The sequence below is a fragment of the Serratia sp. MYb239 genome, from assembly GCF_002966855.1.
Classification (GTDB): domain Bacteria; phylum Pseudomonadota; class Gammaproteobacteria; order Enterobacterales; family Enterobacteriaceae; genus Serratia_B; species Serratia_B rhizosphaerae.
In genome coordinates this window covers 1,132,299-1,146,565 of the sequence record NZ_CP023268.1, presented here as the reverse complement: position 1 = coordinate 1,146,565, position 14,267 = coordinate 1,132,299, and the positions used below count along the sequence as shown (strand labels likewise).

The following is a 14,267-nucleotide window of genomic DNA, read 5'->3' as shown; positions in this document are numbered from 1 at the left end:
CTGGAGCGCCCGCACATGCAAAAAACGAAACTGAACGAACTGCTCGAATTCCCTTGCTCATTTACTTACAAGGTGATGGGGCTGGCACAGCCTGAGCTGGTTGACCAGGTAGTTGAAGTGGTGCAGCGCCACGCGCCCGGTGATTATAATCCGCAGATTAAACCGAGCAGCAAAGGTAACTACCACTCCGTCTCCATTACCATCAACGCCACCCATATCGACCAGGTGGAGAAGCTGTATGAAGAGCTGGGCAACATTGAGATTGTCCGTATGGTGCTGTAATCGCCACAGACACTACGACTGACCAACCCGGGTCCGACGCCAGTCCGCCCGGGTTGCGCATTTTTGGGGCGCTAAACGCTGGTCGTCGGCCGGAGCGCCCGATATAATGACCGCACCACTTCTGTAACCTGACGATGCCCGTGCAACACGATAAGATCATAGTCCGTCAGCTGGGGCTGCAACCCTATGAGCCAGTCTCCCAGGCCATGCACAACTTCACCGATCGCCGCAGCGAAAACACCACGGACGAACTGTGGCTGGTACAGCACTCCCCGGTCTTCACCCAAGGCCAGGCCGGCAAAGCGGAACACGTGCTGATGCCCGGCGATATCCCGGTTATTCAAAGCGATCGCGGCGGCCAGGTCACCTACCATGGCCCCGGCCAGCAGGTGATGTACGTGATGGTCGATCTCAAGCGCAATAAAATCGGCGTCCGCCAACTGGTCAGCGCGATTGAAGACACCGTGGTGCATACCCTCACCCACTTCCATATTGATTCACGCGCGCGCCCTGACGCACCCGGCGTATACGTCGGCGACCAGAAAATCTGCTCGCTGGGGCTGCGCATCCGCAAAGGCAGCTCCTTCCACGGTCTGGCGCTCAATGTGGCAATGGATCTTGGCCCGTTCCAGCGCATCAACCCCTGCGGTTATGCCGGCATGCAGATGACCCAGGTCAGCGCGCTGGCGCCCGCTGTGTCGCTGGAGGACGTGGCGCCGGTTCTGGTGCAGGAGTTTGTCCGCCAGCTCGGCTATCGGCAGGTTGAAACGGGCAGTTGGGCTTTAGGTGATTATCTGTAGCGCTGCCCGCCCTCTTTCCCTGACCGCACGGGATGCACCCGCTTAACTACGGCAAAGCCGTAAGAACGCGTATAATGGCGCACACGCCCCAGCGCGATACAGGGGCTGAATGGATCGCGGTAAAAGTGGTATAGTATCGCCAAGTTTTTACCTACTTCTTACTACGGCTTTTTAATTTATTGATCTTAAAAGATAAAAACAAAAGTCGAGTTTCGTAACTGGAACCTGCACGACTATGAGTAAACCAATTCAGATGGAACGCGGCGTCAAATACCGCGATGCAGACAAAATGGCGTTGATCCCGGTCAAAACGGTGGTCACCGAACGGCAGGAGCTGTTACGTAAACCCGAGTGGATGAAAATCAAACTGCCCGCCGACTCAACGCGGATTCAGGGCATCAAGGCCGCAATGCGTAAGAATGGTCTGCATTCGGTCTGTGAAGAAGCCTCCTGCCCTAACCTGTCTGAATGTTTTAACCACGGTACCGCCACCTTTATGATCCTCGGCGCTATCTGTACCCGTCGCTGCCCGTTCTGCGACGTGGCTCATGGCCGTCCTGTTGCTCCCGACGCCAACGAACCGGAAAAACTGGCGCAAACCATCGCCGATATGGCGCTGCGCTATGTGGTGATCACCTCCGTTGACCGCGACGACCTGCGCGACGGCGGCGCCCAGCATTTTGCCGACTGCATCAGCGCCATTCGCGCTAAAAATCCGGACATCAAAATCGAAACCCTGGTGCCGGACTTCCGCGGCCGTATGGATCGCGCGCTGGATATCCTGACGGCGACGCCGCCGGACGTCTTCAACCACAACCTGGAAAACGTGCCGCGTGTTTACCGCCAGGTGCGCCCGGGCGCCAACTATGAGTGGTCACTGAAGCTGTTGGAGCGCTTTAAAGAAGCACACCCGGATATTCCGACCAAGTCGGGCCTGATGGTCGGTCTGGGGGAAACCAACGAAGAAATTATTGAAGTGATGCGTGATTTGCGCCGTCACGGCGTCACCATGCTGACGCTGGGTCAATACCTGCAGCCAAGCCGCCACCACCTGCCGGTACAGCGCTATGTCAGCCCGGCGGAGTTTGAAGAGATGAAAGAAGAAGCGCTGGCGATGGGCTTTACCCACGCGGCGTGCGGTCCGTTTGTCCGCTCTTCTTATCACGCCGACCTGCAGGCGAAAGGTATGGAAGTCAAATAATGCCGTAGCAGGGTAACGTTTTGTTACGCTTTGGCTGACTGACAGCACAAAAAAACGGATGCCCTAGGGCATCCGTTTTTTATGCGGCCTCAGACGTCTTTCTTCTCGACGTTCTGCTGGCCTGCGGCACTGCTGTCCGCCGTATTCTGCACCGGCGGGGTATCATCACCCACCGTCTTTTTAAAGCCCTTCAGCGCCGCGCCCAAGTCAGCGCCCAGCGTACGCAGTTTGCTGGTACCGAACAATAAGACGATCAATACCGCAATCACCAACAGTTTGGTAATACTGATTCCTTCCATATTCACCTTCTTTAATACATATATGCCGCAGGACACAGCGAAAGAGATAAACCTTGCCTGCGCCTAGTTATCCGCTTTCTGACAAATAAAACAACGGCAAGCTGTAACAGAGTAAGATCGCCGATCGTCGGCGTAATTTGCCGCCGGGGCTACAAAACCCCCTGCGCAACGTGTAACATCAACACCATCGATAGTTACAACTTATCGACCACGGAGATGACATTCCTCCAGCCCCGATAAGGGATAAACCGCCTGACCGGCTGATGATGTCTACGTAACCTCAGAGTGAGGTGCGTAGCGTTGCGCCCGTACCCTTCTGAGCATCCTACTCTTCTGTTTGAAAGGGCTTTCTGACCATGTTGAATTCTTTACTGGCCGTATTTATCGGCGGCGGCTTAGGCAGCGTACTGCGCTGGAGCATCAGTTTGCGGCTCAATCCGCTGCACCCGGCAATTCCGCTGGGCACCCTGACCGTCAACCTGCTGGGTGGCTTTATTATCGGCCTGGCGATGGCGCTGATGGCCCGCGCCAGCGCTATCGATCCCACCTGGCGCCTGCTGCTCACGACCGGTTTCTGCGGCGGCCTGACCACCTTTTCCACCTTCTCGCTGGAAGTGGTTTCCCTGCTGCAGGACGGGCGCTTTCTGTGGGCGCTGACCAACGCCATGCTGAACCTGGCCGGCTCACTGCTGATGACCATGCTGGCGTACCTGCTGGTCGCCTGGATCACCGGGCAGTAACCCGCGCTTAATGTTTTCTTAATCTTGCATACGGATAATCCTCATCCAGTGTTATAAAAACCGGATGAGGATCGCTATGTGGAATATGCCGAAAACCGCCGCTGAAGTTGCCGCCGCCGCGCTGTGCGTCGCCACGGTTGCCGCGTTTCTCCACCTTTATCTGTTCAGCTAAACGGGCCGCCGTCGGCCCGCGTAAAGACTTTCACAAATAATTACGCCTGCGCTACAATTGAGAATGAACGTTCGCACTCAAACTGCGTTTCTTCCCTTGTCAGTGATAGGATCGGGACATGTCATCCCCAACAGAAAGCAGGCAGGCGAAAGCCGAACTGCGCCGTAACCAAATCGTCGCAGCCGCGAAAGTCTGCTTTCGTCAATATGGCTTTCATGCCGCCAGCATGGCGGAGATCGCCCAGCGTTCAGCCTTGAGCGTCGGGCAGATTTACCGCTACTTCGTCAATAAAGACGCCATTATCGCCGAAATTGTTGACCGCATTATTAACGATAAAATGCGGCGTCTTGAGGATCTCAGCGACCACATCAACCTGATTGCCGGTACGCTCGCCACGCGGACGCTGTATCAATTACCTGGGCAGAGCGAAGACGACCACCTGCTGATGCTGGAAGTGACCGCCGAAGCCACGCGCAACCCGGCGGTGGCCGCCATGCTGAGCGATGCCGAAGCGCGCCTGTTCCGCCACGTCTGCCGTAATCTGCAACAGCTCTATCCGTCGTTCAGCGACGAAGAAATCGCCGCGCGCGTCGAATTTATCGCCGTGCTCAGCGAAGGCACCGGTTATCGCCTGCTTACCACGCAAAAAGCCGACCCCAAACTGCTGGAAGGTTTATACCAGCAGGCTATCTCCCATCTGTTCCGTGAGTCCGCCACACCTAATGAGTAAACAACACGCCCGTCAACGATTAGTTTATGCCGCCGTGCTTGGCCTTCTGGCCGCACTGGGGCCATTGTGCATCGATCTTTACCTGCCGGCGCTGCCGCAAATGACCGCCGAGCTCAACACTTCAACCGCCACGGCGCAGCTGAGCCTGACCGCCGGCCTGCTGGGGCTTGGACTTGGCCAACTGATCTTCGGCCCTTACAGTGACAAGCTGGGACGTATCCGTCCCTTACTGCTGTCACTGCTAATTTTACTGGCAGCCTCGCTGTGGTGCGCCTTGGCCACCAGCATCGACCAACTGTTGATCGCCCGCCTGCTGCAAGGGCTGGCCGGTTCCGGCGGCGCCGTAATCTCCCGCGCCATCGCCCGTGACATGTATTCAGGCCATGAGTTAACGCGCTTTTTTGCGCTGCTGATGCTGGTGAACGGGCTGGCGCCAATCGTCGCGCCGGTGCTGGGCGGCGCGCTGCTGAAATTTATGGACTGGCGCGGCATTTTTGACGCGCTGGCGCTGATCGCCCTGTTGCTCTTCACCCTGTCCCTGCTGAAGCTCAAAGAGTCGCTGCCACAGGAGCGGCGCAGCCAGGGCGGCTTGTTGTCGATGCTGTTGTCGCTGGGTGGCCTGTTGCGCCAACGGCAATTTATGGGGTTGTGCCTGACGCAGGGCTTCGTGATGGCCGGGATGTTTGCCTATATCGGCGCATCGCCTTTCGTCCTGCAGCAAATCTACGGTCTCAGCCCGCAGATGTTCAGCCTGTGCTTTGCGATGAACGGCATCGGGCTGGTAATTTCTGCCCAGACGGCAGCGCGTCTGAGCCGACGCTTCGGTGAACTGCGGGTTCTAAAATGCGGGCTGACGCTGGCGGCCAGCGCCTCACTGCTGCTGTTGCTGGCCGGCTGGCTGCACGCGCCGTTGCCGCTGTTGCTGGCGCCGCTGTTCTTCGCCATTGCCGCCGTCGGCAGCGTCGGCCCGACGGCTTCCTCGCTGGCGATGCAGAGCCAGGGCGACAAAGCCGGCAGCGCTTCAGCGCTGATCGGCGTCTGTATGTTCGCGCTCGGCGCCTGCAGCGTTCCGCTCACCGGGTTGGGCGGCACCTCCAGCGTCTCGATGGCACTGACGATTTTCGGCTGCTATTTCATCGCCATTGTGCTGTTCACCCTGCTGGTGCCGAAAGCCCGCCGCTGATCGATAGCCATAAAAAACCCGCTCATCAGGAGCGGGTTTTCAGCAAAGCGGCTAGTGTCGCTTAAAGCGCGGTAACGTTAGCTGCAGATGGGCCTTTAGCGCCATTGGTGATTTCAAATTCTACCTGCTGGCCTTCAGCGAGCGTTTTGAAACCATTGCTAACGATGGCAGAAAAGTGAACGAAAACGTCCTTGCTACCATCTTCCGGAGTAATGAAACCGAAACCTTTAGATTCATTAAACCACTTAACGCTACCTTTAATCTTAGACATCAAACTTACCTTTAACGTGAATGTAAGACACAAATCGTGTGTCAGATACAGTACAGCAACTGCCCGGCTTTTTGTCCACTGCTCAGATCACATAATGCGGATAAAAAGTGCAATAGCCGGCATCTGGCGGCGTAAAGTGTCCGTTCCACCCATAAAATACGCAATTTCCAGGATTATCCGCTCAGATCCCCGCCGAATAGCGATTCACGCTACACGTTGCCGCACAACCGCCGCCTGGAAACCGAATGGCTATGAAATATAACCAGATAATCTTTTTGCTTCCGCCGCCGCTGGGCTAGGGTTAAGCATAACCGCAGCTAACCGAGAGAAGCCTATGCCCTGTCAACTGGCCGAACAAATCATCACCTACCGCCGTGAACTGCATCAGCACCCCGAACTGTCCAATCAGGAATTCGCCACTACCGAACGTATTACCCGCTGGCTGCAACAGGCCGATATACGCATCCTGCCGCTGGCGCTATCCACCGGCGTCGTGGCCGAAATCGGCAGCGGCGACGGGCCGCTAATCGCCCTGCGCGGCGATATTGACGCCCTGCCGATTGCAGAGCTCGCCGATGTCCCCTTCGCCTCACGTCAGCATGGGGTGATGCACGCCTGCGGGCACGATTTCCACACTGCGGTGATGCTTGGCGCCGCCCACCTGCTTAAAGCGCGTGAGTCCTCGCTCCCGGGCCGGGTGCGTATCTTTTTCCAACCGGCGGAAGAAACCTGCGACGGCGCGCAGCAGCTGATTGACGCCGGCGCGCTGGACGGCGTCGCGGCCGTGTTCGGCCTGCACAACGCCCCGGAATTGCCTACCGGAACCTTCGCCACCCGCGCCGGTCCCTTCTACGCCAACGTCGATCGCTTTCAGATCCGTATCACCGGCAAAGGCGCGCACGCCGCCAAACCGGAACAGGGTATTGATACCATCGTCACCGCCAGCCATATCGTGAACGCCCTGCAAACCCTGCCGAGCCGCAGTTTCAGCTCGCTGGAGGCGGTAGTGGTCAGCGTGACGCGCATCGAGGGCGGGAATACCTGGAATGTGCTGCCGCAGACGGTGGAGCTGGAAGGCACGGTGCGCACCCACAACGGTGACGTGCGCCGTCAGGTACCGGATAAAATTCGCCAGGTGATCGACGGCGTCGCCGCCTCGCTCGGCGCACAGGCCGAACTGTGCTGGCACCCCGGACCGCCGGCGCTGGTCAATCACGCCCACTGGGCGGACTTCAGCAAAACGGTGGCGGCGGAGTACGGCTATCAGGTCGAAGAAGCCGAACTGCAGATGGGCGGTGAAGATTTCGCTATTTATCTGCATCACGTTCCCGGCACTTTTGTCAGCATCGGCTCAGCCAGCGAGTTCGGCCTGCATCATCCGCGCTTTACGCCCGATGAACAGGCTATTTTCCCGGCGTCGCAATACTTTGAACGCCTGGCGGAGCGCGCCTTACAGCAACTGGCGCAGGTGCCGCAACGGGCCGTCAGCCTGGCCTGAAGCCTACGTTACCCGCTTTTCGCCGCGGCAGCGCGGCGAATGCCTGACACCACCATTCGGGCGCAGCGACGCTACCCTGTTGCTGTACCGCATTACGCGCTATCATAAGCGTTGTATTGAACGAATTAACGAGAATGATGATGAACGGCAAGATAACGACTTTTTTTGCAGAGAAAGGCTTCGGCTTTATTACCGATGAAAATGGTGAAAATCGCTATTTCCACGTGGTAAAAGTGCAAAACCCCGATCTGATTAAGAAAAACGCTGCGGTAACGTTTGAGCCGACCAATAACGCCAAAGGGCCCTCCGCCTATGCGGTAAAAGTGCTGGCTCCAAGCAAATACATCATCATTGCCAATGAACGTATAAAAATCAGCAGCATCAAATCCTTCCACACCTTCACCAAAGAAGTACCGGTGCAGAACCAGGTGGACAAAGAAAACACCGTATTATCGGTTGGGCTGCTGATGAACCGTATCCGCCCGCAAACGGAGAGCGCCCCGGAGATGCAGACGCTGCGCATGCTGTCGGTGGTCACCTTCCAGAACGTGACCCATACCTTCTCCGAACATGAGATCGATCTGGACGACACGCTACAGGCGCTCCAGGGCCTGTAAACGCCATATGCGTGAGCCTCTACCCAGGCTCACGCCGCCGCTACTCTTTAAACCAGATGTGATCGACGCTGCTGCCGCTCACCACATTAAAAGACTCAACCCGGTTACGCCCCAGCGACTTGGCGCGATACAGTGCGATATCGGCCATATTCATCAGTTGCTCCCAGGATTTAACCTCCTTCATCGCCAGGCTGGCTACGCCGACGCTGATGGTGACCTTCAGCGCCTTATGACCGCTCTTCACCTCGCTCTTTTCCACCTGCTGGCGCAGAAACTCCCCTAACGCTACCGCCTGAGCCGCCAGCGCGCGCGGCAATACGACGGCAAACTCTTCACCGCCCAGCCGTCCCAGAGGCTGATCGTGGCGCAGTTCACGCCGCAATACGTGGGTAACATGGGTCAATACCCTGTCGCCGACAATATGCCCATGGGTATCATTAATCAGCTTAAAGTGGTCAATATCAATCAGCAGCAGCGATACCGCTTCTTTAGAGCGCCGCTTGTGTTCCAGCAATTCCCTCGCCTTACGCGTCAGCGCGCTACGCGTCAGCGTTCCGGTGAGAAAGTCATGATTGCCGCTATGTTCCAGGCGGCGCACCAGTTTGCGATTAGCCACCATCGAGCTGGAGAGAATCAGTGGCCCCATCACCAACATGGCGATCCCCAGACGCGCCGACATCAGGGTATCCAGTAATGCGCCGCGGGACGTCGGCGTTTCGTACAGCATCACATTGGCGGAAATGGTGCAGATCTCCACCACGCCGGTCAGCAAGGTCAACAGCGTGACGGTAAACAATTGATAGCGCACCGCGCACCACAACAGCGCCGGGATCGGGAACGCGATAGCGCCGGGGCCGCCGATATAGATGCTAAACAGCAACGACCCCAGCAGCGCCAATAGCGGCAGACCATCACTCAGGTTCCAGTGATACTGCATACGCAGCAGCGTTTTTAAGCGCGGCGCCGCCAGCAGAACGGGTAAAATCAGCAAAGTTGTGGAGAACTGTTCGCTAAACCATGCCAGCCAGGCGGTCAGCACCGTATTATTGTACAGGCTGTCATTACGCAGTATCGACAGTGTCGACGCCACGACAGCCCCGGCCAGACCGGCGGCAAACAGATACAAAATGGCCTGTGGATTCCCCATGCGCCGCTGAGACTGCGGCAACAGCCGCATCACGCAGTAGCCCGTCGCCACCAGCGACATATTGCACAGGTTGAGCCATAGCGCCAGCATCCAGCCTTCACCGGTGGTCAAATCCGCGGCAATCATGGCGATATAGGTCACCAGCCAGCCTGCCGGGCTGGCATAGGCCGGCTTACGCAATAACACGCCCAACAAAATGGCGTTAACCGGCCAGAATAAGGAGAGAGAATCAAGAGGACGGGAAAAAATGCCAACGAGAGAAAGAAAGAAAACCAGCAAAAAAAGATTAACGAGACGCACTGCGCCCGGCAGTCCATGCTTAGAAAGCATTCTGGCGTTCATAGCCTGAACCACGCAAACATCATGACCAGAACAGTTGTATGCATATCATTCCATGCCCCAGCAAAATAAGGAGAATATATAAACCAGATTGCAACGGGAAAAACCAGACGGTGCAAAGATAAAAACACATTAACCTTTATTTAACAGAATCATCCTATATCTGTCGGCGTCTAGGTCCGCTTCCCGCAGAGCAGCCTCTTTGGTTAATAGCATAGCGCAACCTACTGTATTGCGGAATAAACATATAACCACAAAAATAGTGCGAGATAATATCTTGCAAATAAACAGAAGCATCCATTCCCATTATTTTATCGGGCAAATAATCGCCTGCAATACGTTCCCCGACGCCATGGAGGCCTGCCATCAATATGACGGCTTTCACGCTGACGCCCTGATTCCGGCGAAACAGGCCCACACCACAAACAAAAAAAATCCCGCACAAGGCGGGATAAACTCAATGGGGATGGGTAATACACTACAGGAAAGGAATAACACACAACATCATCGGGTGAGTTAACACTATCAACTTGAGTGTATAGATTTGTCATCCTTGGGTAAGTTTGCTCAGGTAGATGTAACGCTGGATGGAAATAATAGACATCACAGCCGCCCCGCCTCCCTCTGGCTACCGTTGGCGATACTGCTCATCGCTGACCTGTTCCAGCCACGTCACCGGACTGCCGTCGAGCGATTCGGCAATGGCAATATGCGTCATGGCGGTATCAGCCGTAGCGCCATGCCAGTGTTTTACGCCCTGCGGGATCCATACGATATCTCCCTGATTCATTTCCTGCACCTTACCGCCCCACTCCTGCACCCAGCCACGCCCTTGCGTCACGATTAACGTTTGACCCAGCGGATGCGTATGCCAGGCGGTGCGCGCCCCCGGCTCAAAGGTTACGGTAGCGCCGCCAACGCGGGCATCATCGCTGCCCTGGAAAGGCGCGTCGATGCGCACCTGGCCGGTAAAATAGTTCGTCGGGCCAGCCTGAGAGGGCTGAGCACCGCTGCGCTGTACTTTGACCTTATCCTCATCCTCCGCGGCAACAGAAACCGCCGGTGCGAGCATGGACAGCATCATGGTTGAAGCAGCAAGAAATTTCATAACGTCCCCTTAATCGTGCAAATATTTGCGGTGCTTTAACGGTAACGGGATTCTTTTAGCTGAAAAAGTGGGTAAATGCGCAAGGAGATATGAGTAATATTCATTAATAGACTGCACCCTCAGCACCGGAGCACTACAATGATCGCTACCCCGGAATGATCCAACGCTGACCGCAGAGATGTTAGGAGAAAACGTTAACGATTTAATCGCCTTCCTGATGGTGGCACAGGAACGCAGCTTCACCCGTGCCGCTGCCAGGCTGGGCGTATATCAATCAGCCCTCAGCCATACCGTCCGCGGTCTGGAAGAGCGGCTTGAGGCATTACGCTACCCGCCTCCGGCAACAGGTGAATAGCGCTTAGCCCGTACGCGCTCTCAATCATTAATGACATGCTGGCGAGATCCGCCGGTAGCATCAAAGCGCTGTTTGAAGTCAGTACACAGATGCTTGGGCTGCACGGCCCCGACCCGCAAAGCGGAATATCACTAAATACATAATGGTTCCTGAATTGTGAGAAACGGATCGGACGCCGCGTGTGATAACCCAAATACCCTATACCGTGTAGCCCCCTGCACATCTCCTCTCCCGTGCATCACGATGCCATTCGGAGTATTATTGCCTCCTCACTGTCGCCATAGTGGCAATGTGGCCTTTATATATATCGTCAGAAGTTATGACCTTCTGGTGTCGTGTAGAATTTTTGGTTGAGATCAAAGGACTGCGGATAAATGCGATTCTTCATCGGTTTTCTTATCATCATGAGCCCGATACTGTGGCTTACTGATACGCTTGGCAAGTTTGCCATTATTGCCTGGTTGGCAAACAGCGTAATTATTACCTGTATCGTCAAATATATCGTAAACAGCAAACCCAAAGAGTATGACGAAGATCAGGATGTGTTCTAAGATCTGCCATGCAACGGTGGTTTAATAAAAACTGATAGGAGCAAGCATATATCACTAAGATGTCTCGCCATGCTTGCCCATAAACAACCGATGAGTTCTACATTTTCTTCACGCCATTTTTTGTTTATGCAGTTTTAATATTCATATTTAAGCATTTAAAAATTAACTTCACAAATCACTATTAATTTTTTCTTTTTACCTCTTAGCCCACAAAAAACATCTATTTTTAACGTTCGCAACATTAGGAACAATGTATACATTGAGGTGCACTGACCTTTCTGTTTTTTGGTGTTTTTCCTGTTTTATAGCCCAACTCTTAAGTCCATCGCAATAGCGCCCTCCTTTTTTATACGAACTCTTATTTCATAAATCTCAAAATTGCCCGACCTCTAGTAAAAAAACGCCCATCGACACTCTCCAAAATTTTTGTCAGCGTCAACCTGAAAAGCAAGACCTATGCGTACCTTAACTCACAAAGAATCGGCGCTCACTTTTATCAACTACCGACTGTCATACGGCAGACTCATTCATCCTACTGGTTATCAATGCCATTTGTTCCTTACCCATAAAAAGACGATCCATTTTTTATCAGAATAAATGCTCACAAACTGGCCACCAGCACTTCTACAAAATAGTAATAACCTGTACTCTGAAACGGATCGCATGATCTTTGAATCAATGCCGGGAATACCCGGCATCTTCACTAGTTAACCTAGTTACTATTTCTCCGCAATCTTTCGCAGATATTCGTTATTCTTAAAGGCAATAATAATCATCTCGAATGCGACGCGGACAAATACGCCGCCAATCAGGATGCCAAGCAGGCCGCTAAACACCCCGCTGTACGCCATGACGCCAATACCGCTGATTATCACGCCTAACAGCGTTAACCAATAAACCACGGTGATAATTTTTGGAGTAAGCATCGAATCAAAGAATAAAACATTTCTCATTAATAACCCACCTTGCTTTTATATATACTATTCCATAGTTTCTACACTGTGTAGCTGTTCCATTCTGTCATATTAATCAGGCGTGCGGCTAGTCATATATACGCGTTGATAGGGGCTAAATCACATTTATGACATGCGGCAGGGGAATGCAATTATCGTTACTGGGACGGGGAAATATTTTTATAAAATAATAACGCCCTTGATTTATCCATATTAAGATCAATCAAGCATAAACGGAATGAAGGAAAGATGACCGTTTTGTTGCAGAAAAAAGCCCAAATCTGAAATGGCACGCCCTGTAGGACTCGAACCTACGACCTACGGCTTAGAAGGCCGTTGCTCTATCCAGCTGAGCTAAGGGCGCATTGAAGAGATGCGGCAACCCGGGGTTGCGGCTTGGATTATACGGCCCGAAGAGAGTGAGTCAATGCCTTTTCATTGTGTCGCCGCCGCCAGGACGTTTTATGCTGCTTTTTCCACCACCGTCGTGCGCTAACATCATGATCTCTGAGCGCTAATCAGGTGTTTTACTGATATGAAAACGTGCATATTGCATGGCCTCGTCCCTTTTTTCCTTCACCGTTATCGCGACATTAACACGATTCAGCGCCTGACAGCGCGCTCAGCTTCTGACAAAATAGCGCCATCCCCCGCTTTTTCTTAAATGATGGATTTCCACACCGATGGCAGCAAAGATTATTGATGGTAAAACGATTGCGCAGCAGGTTAGAAGCGAAGTGGCTGAGCAAGTTAAACAACGTCTGGCCGCAGGAAAACGCGCGCCGGGTCTGGCGGTTGTGCTGGTGGGCGAAAACCCGGCCTCACAGATTTATGTCGCCAGTAAGCGCCGTGCCTGCGAAGAAGTCGGCTTTGTTTCCCGCTCTTACGATCTGCCGGCCTCCACCAGCGAAGCAGAGCTGCTCAAGCTGATCGACCAGCTGAACGCCGACGCGGAAATAGACGGTATTCTGGTGCAGCTGCCGCTGCCTGCCGGCATTGATAACGTCAAGGTGCTGGAACGCATCCATCCGGACAAAGACGTCGACGGCTTCCACCCGTACAACGTCGGCCGCCTGTGCCAGCGCGCGCCGAAGCTGCGCCCGTGCACCCCGCGCGGCATCGTCACCCTGCTGGAGCGCTATAATATCGATACCTACGGCCTGAACGCGGTAGTGGTCGGCGCATCCAACATCGTCGGACGCCCGATGAGCATGGAACTGCTGCTGGCCGGCTGCACCACCACCGTGACGCACCGTTTTACCAAAAACCTGCGCCATCACGTGGAAAATGCCGATCTGCTGGTCGTGGCCGTCGGTAAACCGGGCTTTATCCCGGGCGACTGGATCAAACCGGGTGCCATCGTGATTGACGTCGGCATCAACCGTCTGGAAAGCGGCAAAGTGGTCGGCGACGTCGACTTCGAAGCCGCCAGCGAACGCGCCGCCTATATTACGCCGGTTCCCGGCGGCGTCGGCCCGATGACCGTCGCCACGCTGATTCAAAACACCTTGCAGGCCTGCGAGGAATATCATGACGTTCAACCTAAATAAGTAAGGCAGTATGGAAATTTTTAATCTGGATAACCACCCGCACGTCGAACTCTGCGATCTGCTGAAGTTTCAGGGCTGGTGTGAAAGCGGCGGCGCGGCGAAAGAAGTCATTGCCGATGGTCTGGTCAAGGTTGATGGCCAGCAGGAAACCCGCAAACGCTGCAAAATCGTTGCCGGACAGCAGGTCAGCTTTGCCGGCCGGACGGTCACCGTTCAGGCTTAATCGCCGCGATTAAAAAACCGGGTTGCACACGCGCAACCCGGCTTTCTCAGGTTCCCCTTTTCGTCCCCCTCGTATGCTGCCTCCTGCCGTCTATTTCTCGATCATCGTCAAAGAATTACTTTTTCCTCTGACTGAATGTAAAAATTAAGTTGCACGCCCTACCGAGTTGCCAGACGATGAGTAGAACGTTCTACTAGAACGTTCTACTTACAATAACAGCGCCATTTTCAGCGCATCCAGGGTCTCAC

Annotated in this window: 16 protein-coding genes, 1 tRNA gene, 1 pseudogene and 1 riboswitch; of the genes and pseudogenes, 12 read left to right on the top strand and 6 right to left on the bottom strand. The window is 54.4% G+C overall.

Going from position 1 to position 14,267, the window contains the following annotated elements:
* Positions 1-15 precede the first annotated feature (15 nt).
* From ybeD to lipA, 3 genes are all read left to right on the top strand, one after another.
* Positions 16-282, top strand: coding sequence for a DUF493 family protein YbeD (ybeD, locus tag CLM71_RS05430; RefSeq protein ID WP_015671288.1), 267 nt, complete (start codon positions 16-18; stop codon positions 280-282).
* Between the two features lie 134 nt (positions 283-416).
* The gene (lipB, locus tag CLM71_RS05425) at positions 417-1,082 is read left to right on the top strand and encodes a lipoyl(octanoyl) transferase LipB (RefSeq protein WP_172606306.1); all 666 of its coding nucleotides are present in this window, start codon (positions 417-419) and stop codon (positions 1,080-1,082) included.
* A gap of 235 nt (positions 1,083-1,317) precedes the next feature.
* On the top strand, positions 1,318-2,283 hold the full coding sequence (gene lipA, locus CLM71_RS05420) for a lipoyl synthase (RefSeq protein ID WP_105230098.1): 966 nt from the start codon (positions 1,318-1,320) through the stop codon (positions 2,281-2,283).
* An 89-nt stretch (positions 2,284-2,372) separates the two neighbouring features.
* Here lipA and tatA read toward each other — a convergent pair whose 3' ends face one another.
* Positions 2,373-2,582: a Sec-independent protein translocase subunit TatA gene (gene tatA, locus CLM71_RS05415; RefSeq protein ID WP_105230097.1), complete on the bottom strand. Its 210-nt coding sequence runs from the start codon at positions 2,580-2,582 to the stop codon at positions 2,373-2,375.
* 203 nt (positions 2,583-2,785) lie between these two features.
* Positions 2,786-2,862, top strand: a riboswitch (Fluoride riboswitch).
* A 76-nt stretch (positions 2,863-2,938) separates the two neighbouring features.
* Here tatA and crcB point away from each other — a divergent pair.
* The 3 genes from crcB (at position 2,939) to CLM71_RS05400 (ending at position 5,407) form a co-directional block, all read left to right on the top strand.
* Positions 2,939-3,322 carry a fluoride efflux transporter CrcB gene (gene crcB, locus CLM71_RS05410; RefSeq protein ID WP_105230096.1) on the top strand — a complete coding sequence of 128 codons (384 nt, stop codon included), beginning with the start codon at positions 2,939-2,941 and terminating at the stop codon, positions 3,320-3,322.
* A 290-nt stretch (positions 3,323-3,612) separates the two neighbouring features.
* A complete protein-coding gene (locus CLM71_RS05405; RefSeq protein WP_105230095.1) occupies positions 3,613-4,224 on the top strand; it encodes a TetR/AcrR family transcriptional regulator in 612 nt (203 codons plus the stop codon).
* Positions 4,217-5,407, top strand: a complete 1,191-nt coding sequence (locus tag CLM71_RS05400; RefSeq protein WP_105230094.1) for a Bcr/CflA family efflux MFS transporter — start codon at positions 4,217-4,219, stop codon at positions 5,405-5,407. Before CLM71_RS05405 ends, CLM71_RS05400 begins: the two co-directional genes overlap by 8 nt.
* 61 nt (positions 5,408-5,468) lie before the next feature.
* Here CLM71_RS05400 and cspE read toward each other — a convergent pair whose 3' ends face one another.
* The gene (cspE, locus tag CLM71_RS05395) at positions 5,469-5,678 is read right to left on the bottom strand and encodes a transcription antiterminator/RNA stability regulator CspE (RefSeq protein ID WP_105230093.1); all 210 of its coding nucleotides are present in this window, start codon (positions 5,676-5,678) and stop codon (positions 5,469-5,471) included.
* A gap of 334 nt (positions 5,679-6,012) precedes the next feature.
* Here cspE and CLM71_RS05390 point away from each other — a divergent pair, with 334 nt between their 5' ends.
* Both CLM71_RS05390 and CLM71_RS05385 read left to right on the top strand, forming a co-directional pair.
* Positions 6,013-7,176, top strand: coding sequence for a M20 peptidase aminoacylase family protein (locus tag CLM71_RS05390; protein ID WP_105230092.1), 1,164 nt, complete (start codon positions 6,013-6,015; stop codon positions 7,174-7,176).
* Positions 7,177-7,316: 140 nt separating this feature from the next.
* Positions 7,317-7,793, top strand: a complete 477-nt coding sequence (locus tag CLM71_RS05385; protein WP_105233225.1) for a cold-shock protein — start codon at positions 7,317-7,319, stop codon at positions 7,791-7,793.
* Between the two features lie 40 nt (positions 7,794-7,833).
* On the opposite strand, the gene CLM71_RS05380 is transcribed toward CLM71_RS05385, so the two are convergent.
* The gene (locus tag CLM71_RS05380; protein WP_105230091.1) at positions 7,834-9,282 is read right to left on the bottom strand and encodes a GGDEF domain-containing protein; all 1,449 of its coding nucleotides are present in this window, start codon (positions 9,280-9,282) and stop codon (positions 7,834-7,836) included.
* A 625-nt stretch (positions 9,283-9,907) separates the two neighbouring features.
* The gene (locus CLM71_RS05375; RefSeq protein ID WP_105233224.1) at positions 9,908-10,351 is read right to left on the bottom strand and encodes a cupin domain-containing protein; all 444 of its coding nucleotides are present in this window, start codon (positions 10,349-10,351) and stop codon (positions 9,908-9,910) included.
* A 214-nt stretch (positions 10,352-10,565) separates the two neighbouring features.
* On the opposite strand from CLM71_RS05375, the pseudogene CLM71_RS05370 reads away from it, so the two are divergent.
* Both CLM71_RS05370 and CLM71_RS23880 read left to right on the top strand, forming a co-directional pair.
* Positions 10,566-10,706, top strand: a pseudogene (locus tag CLM71_RS05370) (LysR family transcriptional regulator); the annotation flags it as partial.
* A 410-nt stretch (positions 10,707-11,116) separates the two neighbouring features.
* Positions 11,117-11,293 (top strand): hypothetical protein, encoded by a 177-nt coding sequence (locus CLM71_RS23880; RefSeq protein WP_158684786.1) that lies wholly within the window; start codon positions 11,117-11,119, stop codon positions 11,291-11,293.
* 719 nt (positions 11,294-12,012) lie between these two features.
* Here the strand turns inward: CLM71_RS23880 and CLM71_RS05365 are convergent.
* Positions 12,013-12,246, bottom strand: coding sequence for a DUF4282 domain-containing protein (locus CLM71_RS05365; RefSeq protein WP_105230090.1), 234 nt, complete (start codon positions 12,244-12,246; stop codon positions 12,013-12,015).
* Between the two features lie 287 nt (positions 12,247-12,533).
* Positions 12,534-12,610: transfer RNA gene (locus CLM71_RS05360), tRNA-Arg, on the bottom strand.
* 319 nt (positions 12,611-12,929) lie between these two features.
* Here CLM71_RS05360 and folD point away from each other — a divergent pair.
* Positions 12,930-13,796 (top strand): bifunctional methylenetetrahydrofolate dehydrogenase/methenyltetrahydrofolate cyclohydrolase FolD, encoded by an 867-nt coding sequence (gene folD / locus CLM71_RS05355; RefSeq protein ID WP_105230089.1) that lies wholly within the window; start codon positions 12,930-12,932, stop codon positions 13,794-13,796.
* Between the two features lie 10 nt (positions 13,797-13,806).
* Positions 13,807-14,019 (top strand): ribosome-associated protein YbcJ, encoded by a 213-nt coding sequence (gene ybcJ / locus CLM71_RS05350; RefSeq protein ID WP_105230088.1) that lies wholly within the window; start codon positions 13,807-13,809, stop codon positions 14,017-14,019.
* Positions 14,020-14,267: the final 248 nt, after the last annotated feature.

What these genes read in the sequence shown, in the direction of transcription:
- ybeD (WP_015671288.1), top strand. Translation starts at nt 16, where the DNA reads ATGCAAAAAACGAAACTGAACGAACTGCTCGAATTCCCTTGCTCATTT.
- lipB (WP_172606306.1), top strand. Translation starts at nt 417, where the DNA reads ATGCCCGTGCAACACGATAAGATCATAGTCCGTCAGCTGGGGCTGCAA.
- lipA (WP_105230098.1), top strand. Translation starts at nt 1,318, where the DNA reads ATGAGTAAACCAATTCAGATGGAACGCGGCGTCAAATACCGCGATGCA.
- tatA (WP_105230097.1), bottom strand. Translation starts at nt 2,582, where the DNA reads ATGGAAGGAATCAGTATTACCAAACTGTTGGTGATTGCGGTATTGATC.
- crcB (WP_105230096.1), top strand. Translation starts at nt 2,939, where the DNA reads ATGTTGAATTCTTTACTGGCCGTATTTATCGGCGGCGGCTTAGGCAGC.
- CLM71_RS05405 (WP_105230095.1), top strand. Translation starts at nt 3,613, where the DNA reads ATGTCATCCCCAACAGAAAGCAGGCAGGCGAAAGCCGAACTGCGCCGT.
- CLM71_RS05400 (WP_105230094.1), top strand. Translation starts at nt 4,217, where the DNA reads ATGAGTAAACAACACGCCCGTCAACGATTAGTTTATGCCGCCGTGCTT.
- cspE (WP_105230093.1), bottom strand. Translation starts at nt 5,678, where the DNA reads ATGTCTAAGATTAAAGGTAGCGTTAAGTGGTTTAATGAATCTAAAGGT.
- CLM71_RS05390 (WP_105230092.1), top strand. Translation starts at nt 6,013, where the DNA reads ATGCCCTGTCAACTGGCCGAACAAATCATCACCTACCGCCGTGAACTG.
- CLM71_RS05385 (WP_105233225.1), top strand. Translation starts at nt 7,317, where the DNA reads ATGAACGGCAAGATAACGACTTTTTTTGCAGAGAAAGGCTTCGGCTTT.
- CLM71_RS05380 (WP_105230091.1), bottom strand. Translation starts at nt 9,282, where the DNA reads ATGAACGCCAGAATGCTTTCTAAGCATGGACTGCCGGGCGCAGTGCGT.
- CLM71_RS05375 (WP_105233224.1), bottom strand. Translation starts at nt 10,351, where the DNA reads ATGCTCGCACCGGCGGTTTCTGTTGCCGCGGAGGATGAGGATAAGGTC.
- CLM71_RS23880 (WP_158684786.1), top strand. Translation starts at nt 11,117, where the DNA reads ATGCGATTCTTCATCGGTTTTCTTATCATCATGAGCCCGATACTGTGG.
- CLM71_RS05365 (WP_105230090.1), bottom strand. Translation starts at nt 12,246, where the DNA reads ATGAGAAATGTTTTATTCTTTGATTCGATGCTTACTCCAAAAATTATC.
- folD (WP_105230089.1), top strand. Translation starts at nt 12,930, where the DNA reads ATGGCAGCAAAGATTATTGATGGTAAAACGATTGCGCAGCAGGTTAGA.
- ybcJ (WP_105230088.1), top strand. Translation starts at nt 13,807, where the DNA reads ATGGAAATTTTTAATCTGGATAACCACCCGCACGTCGAACTCTGCGAT.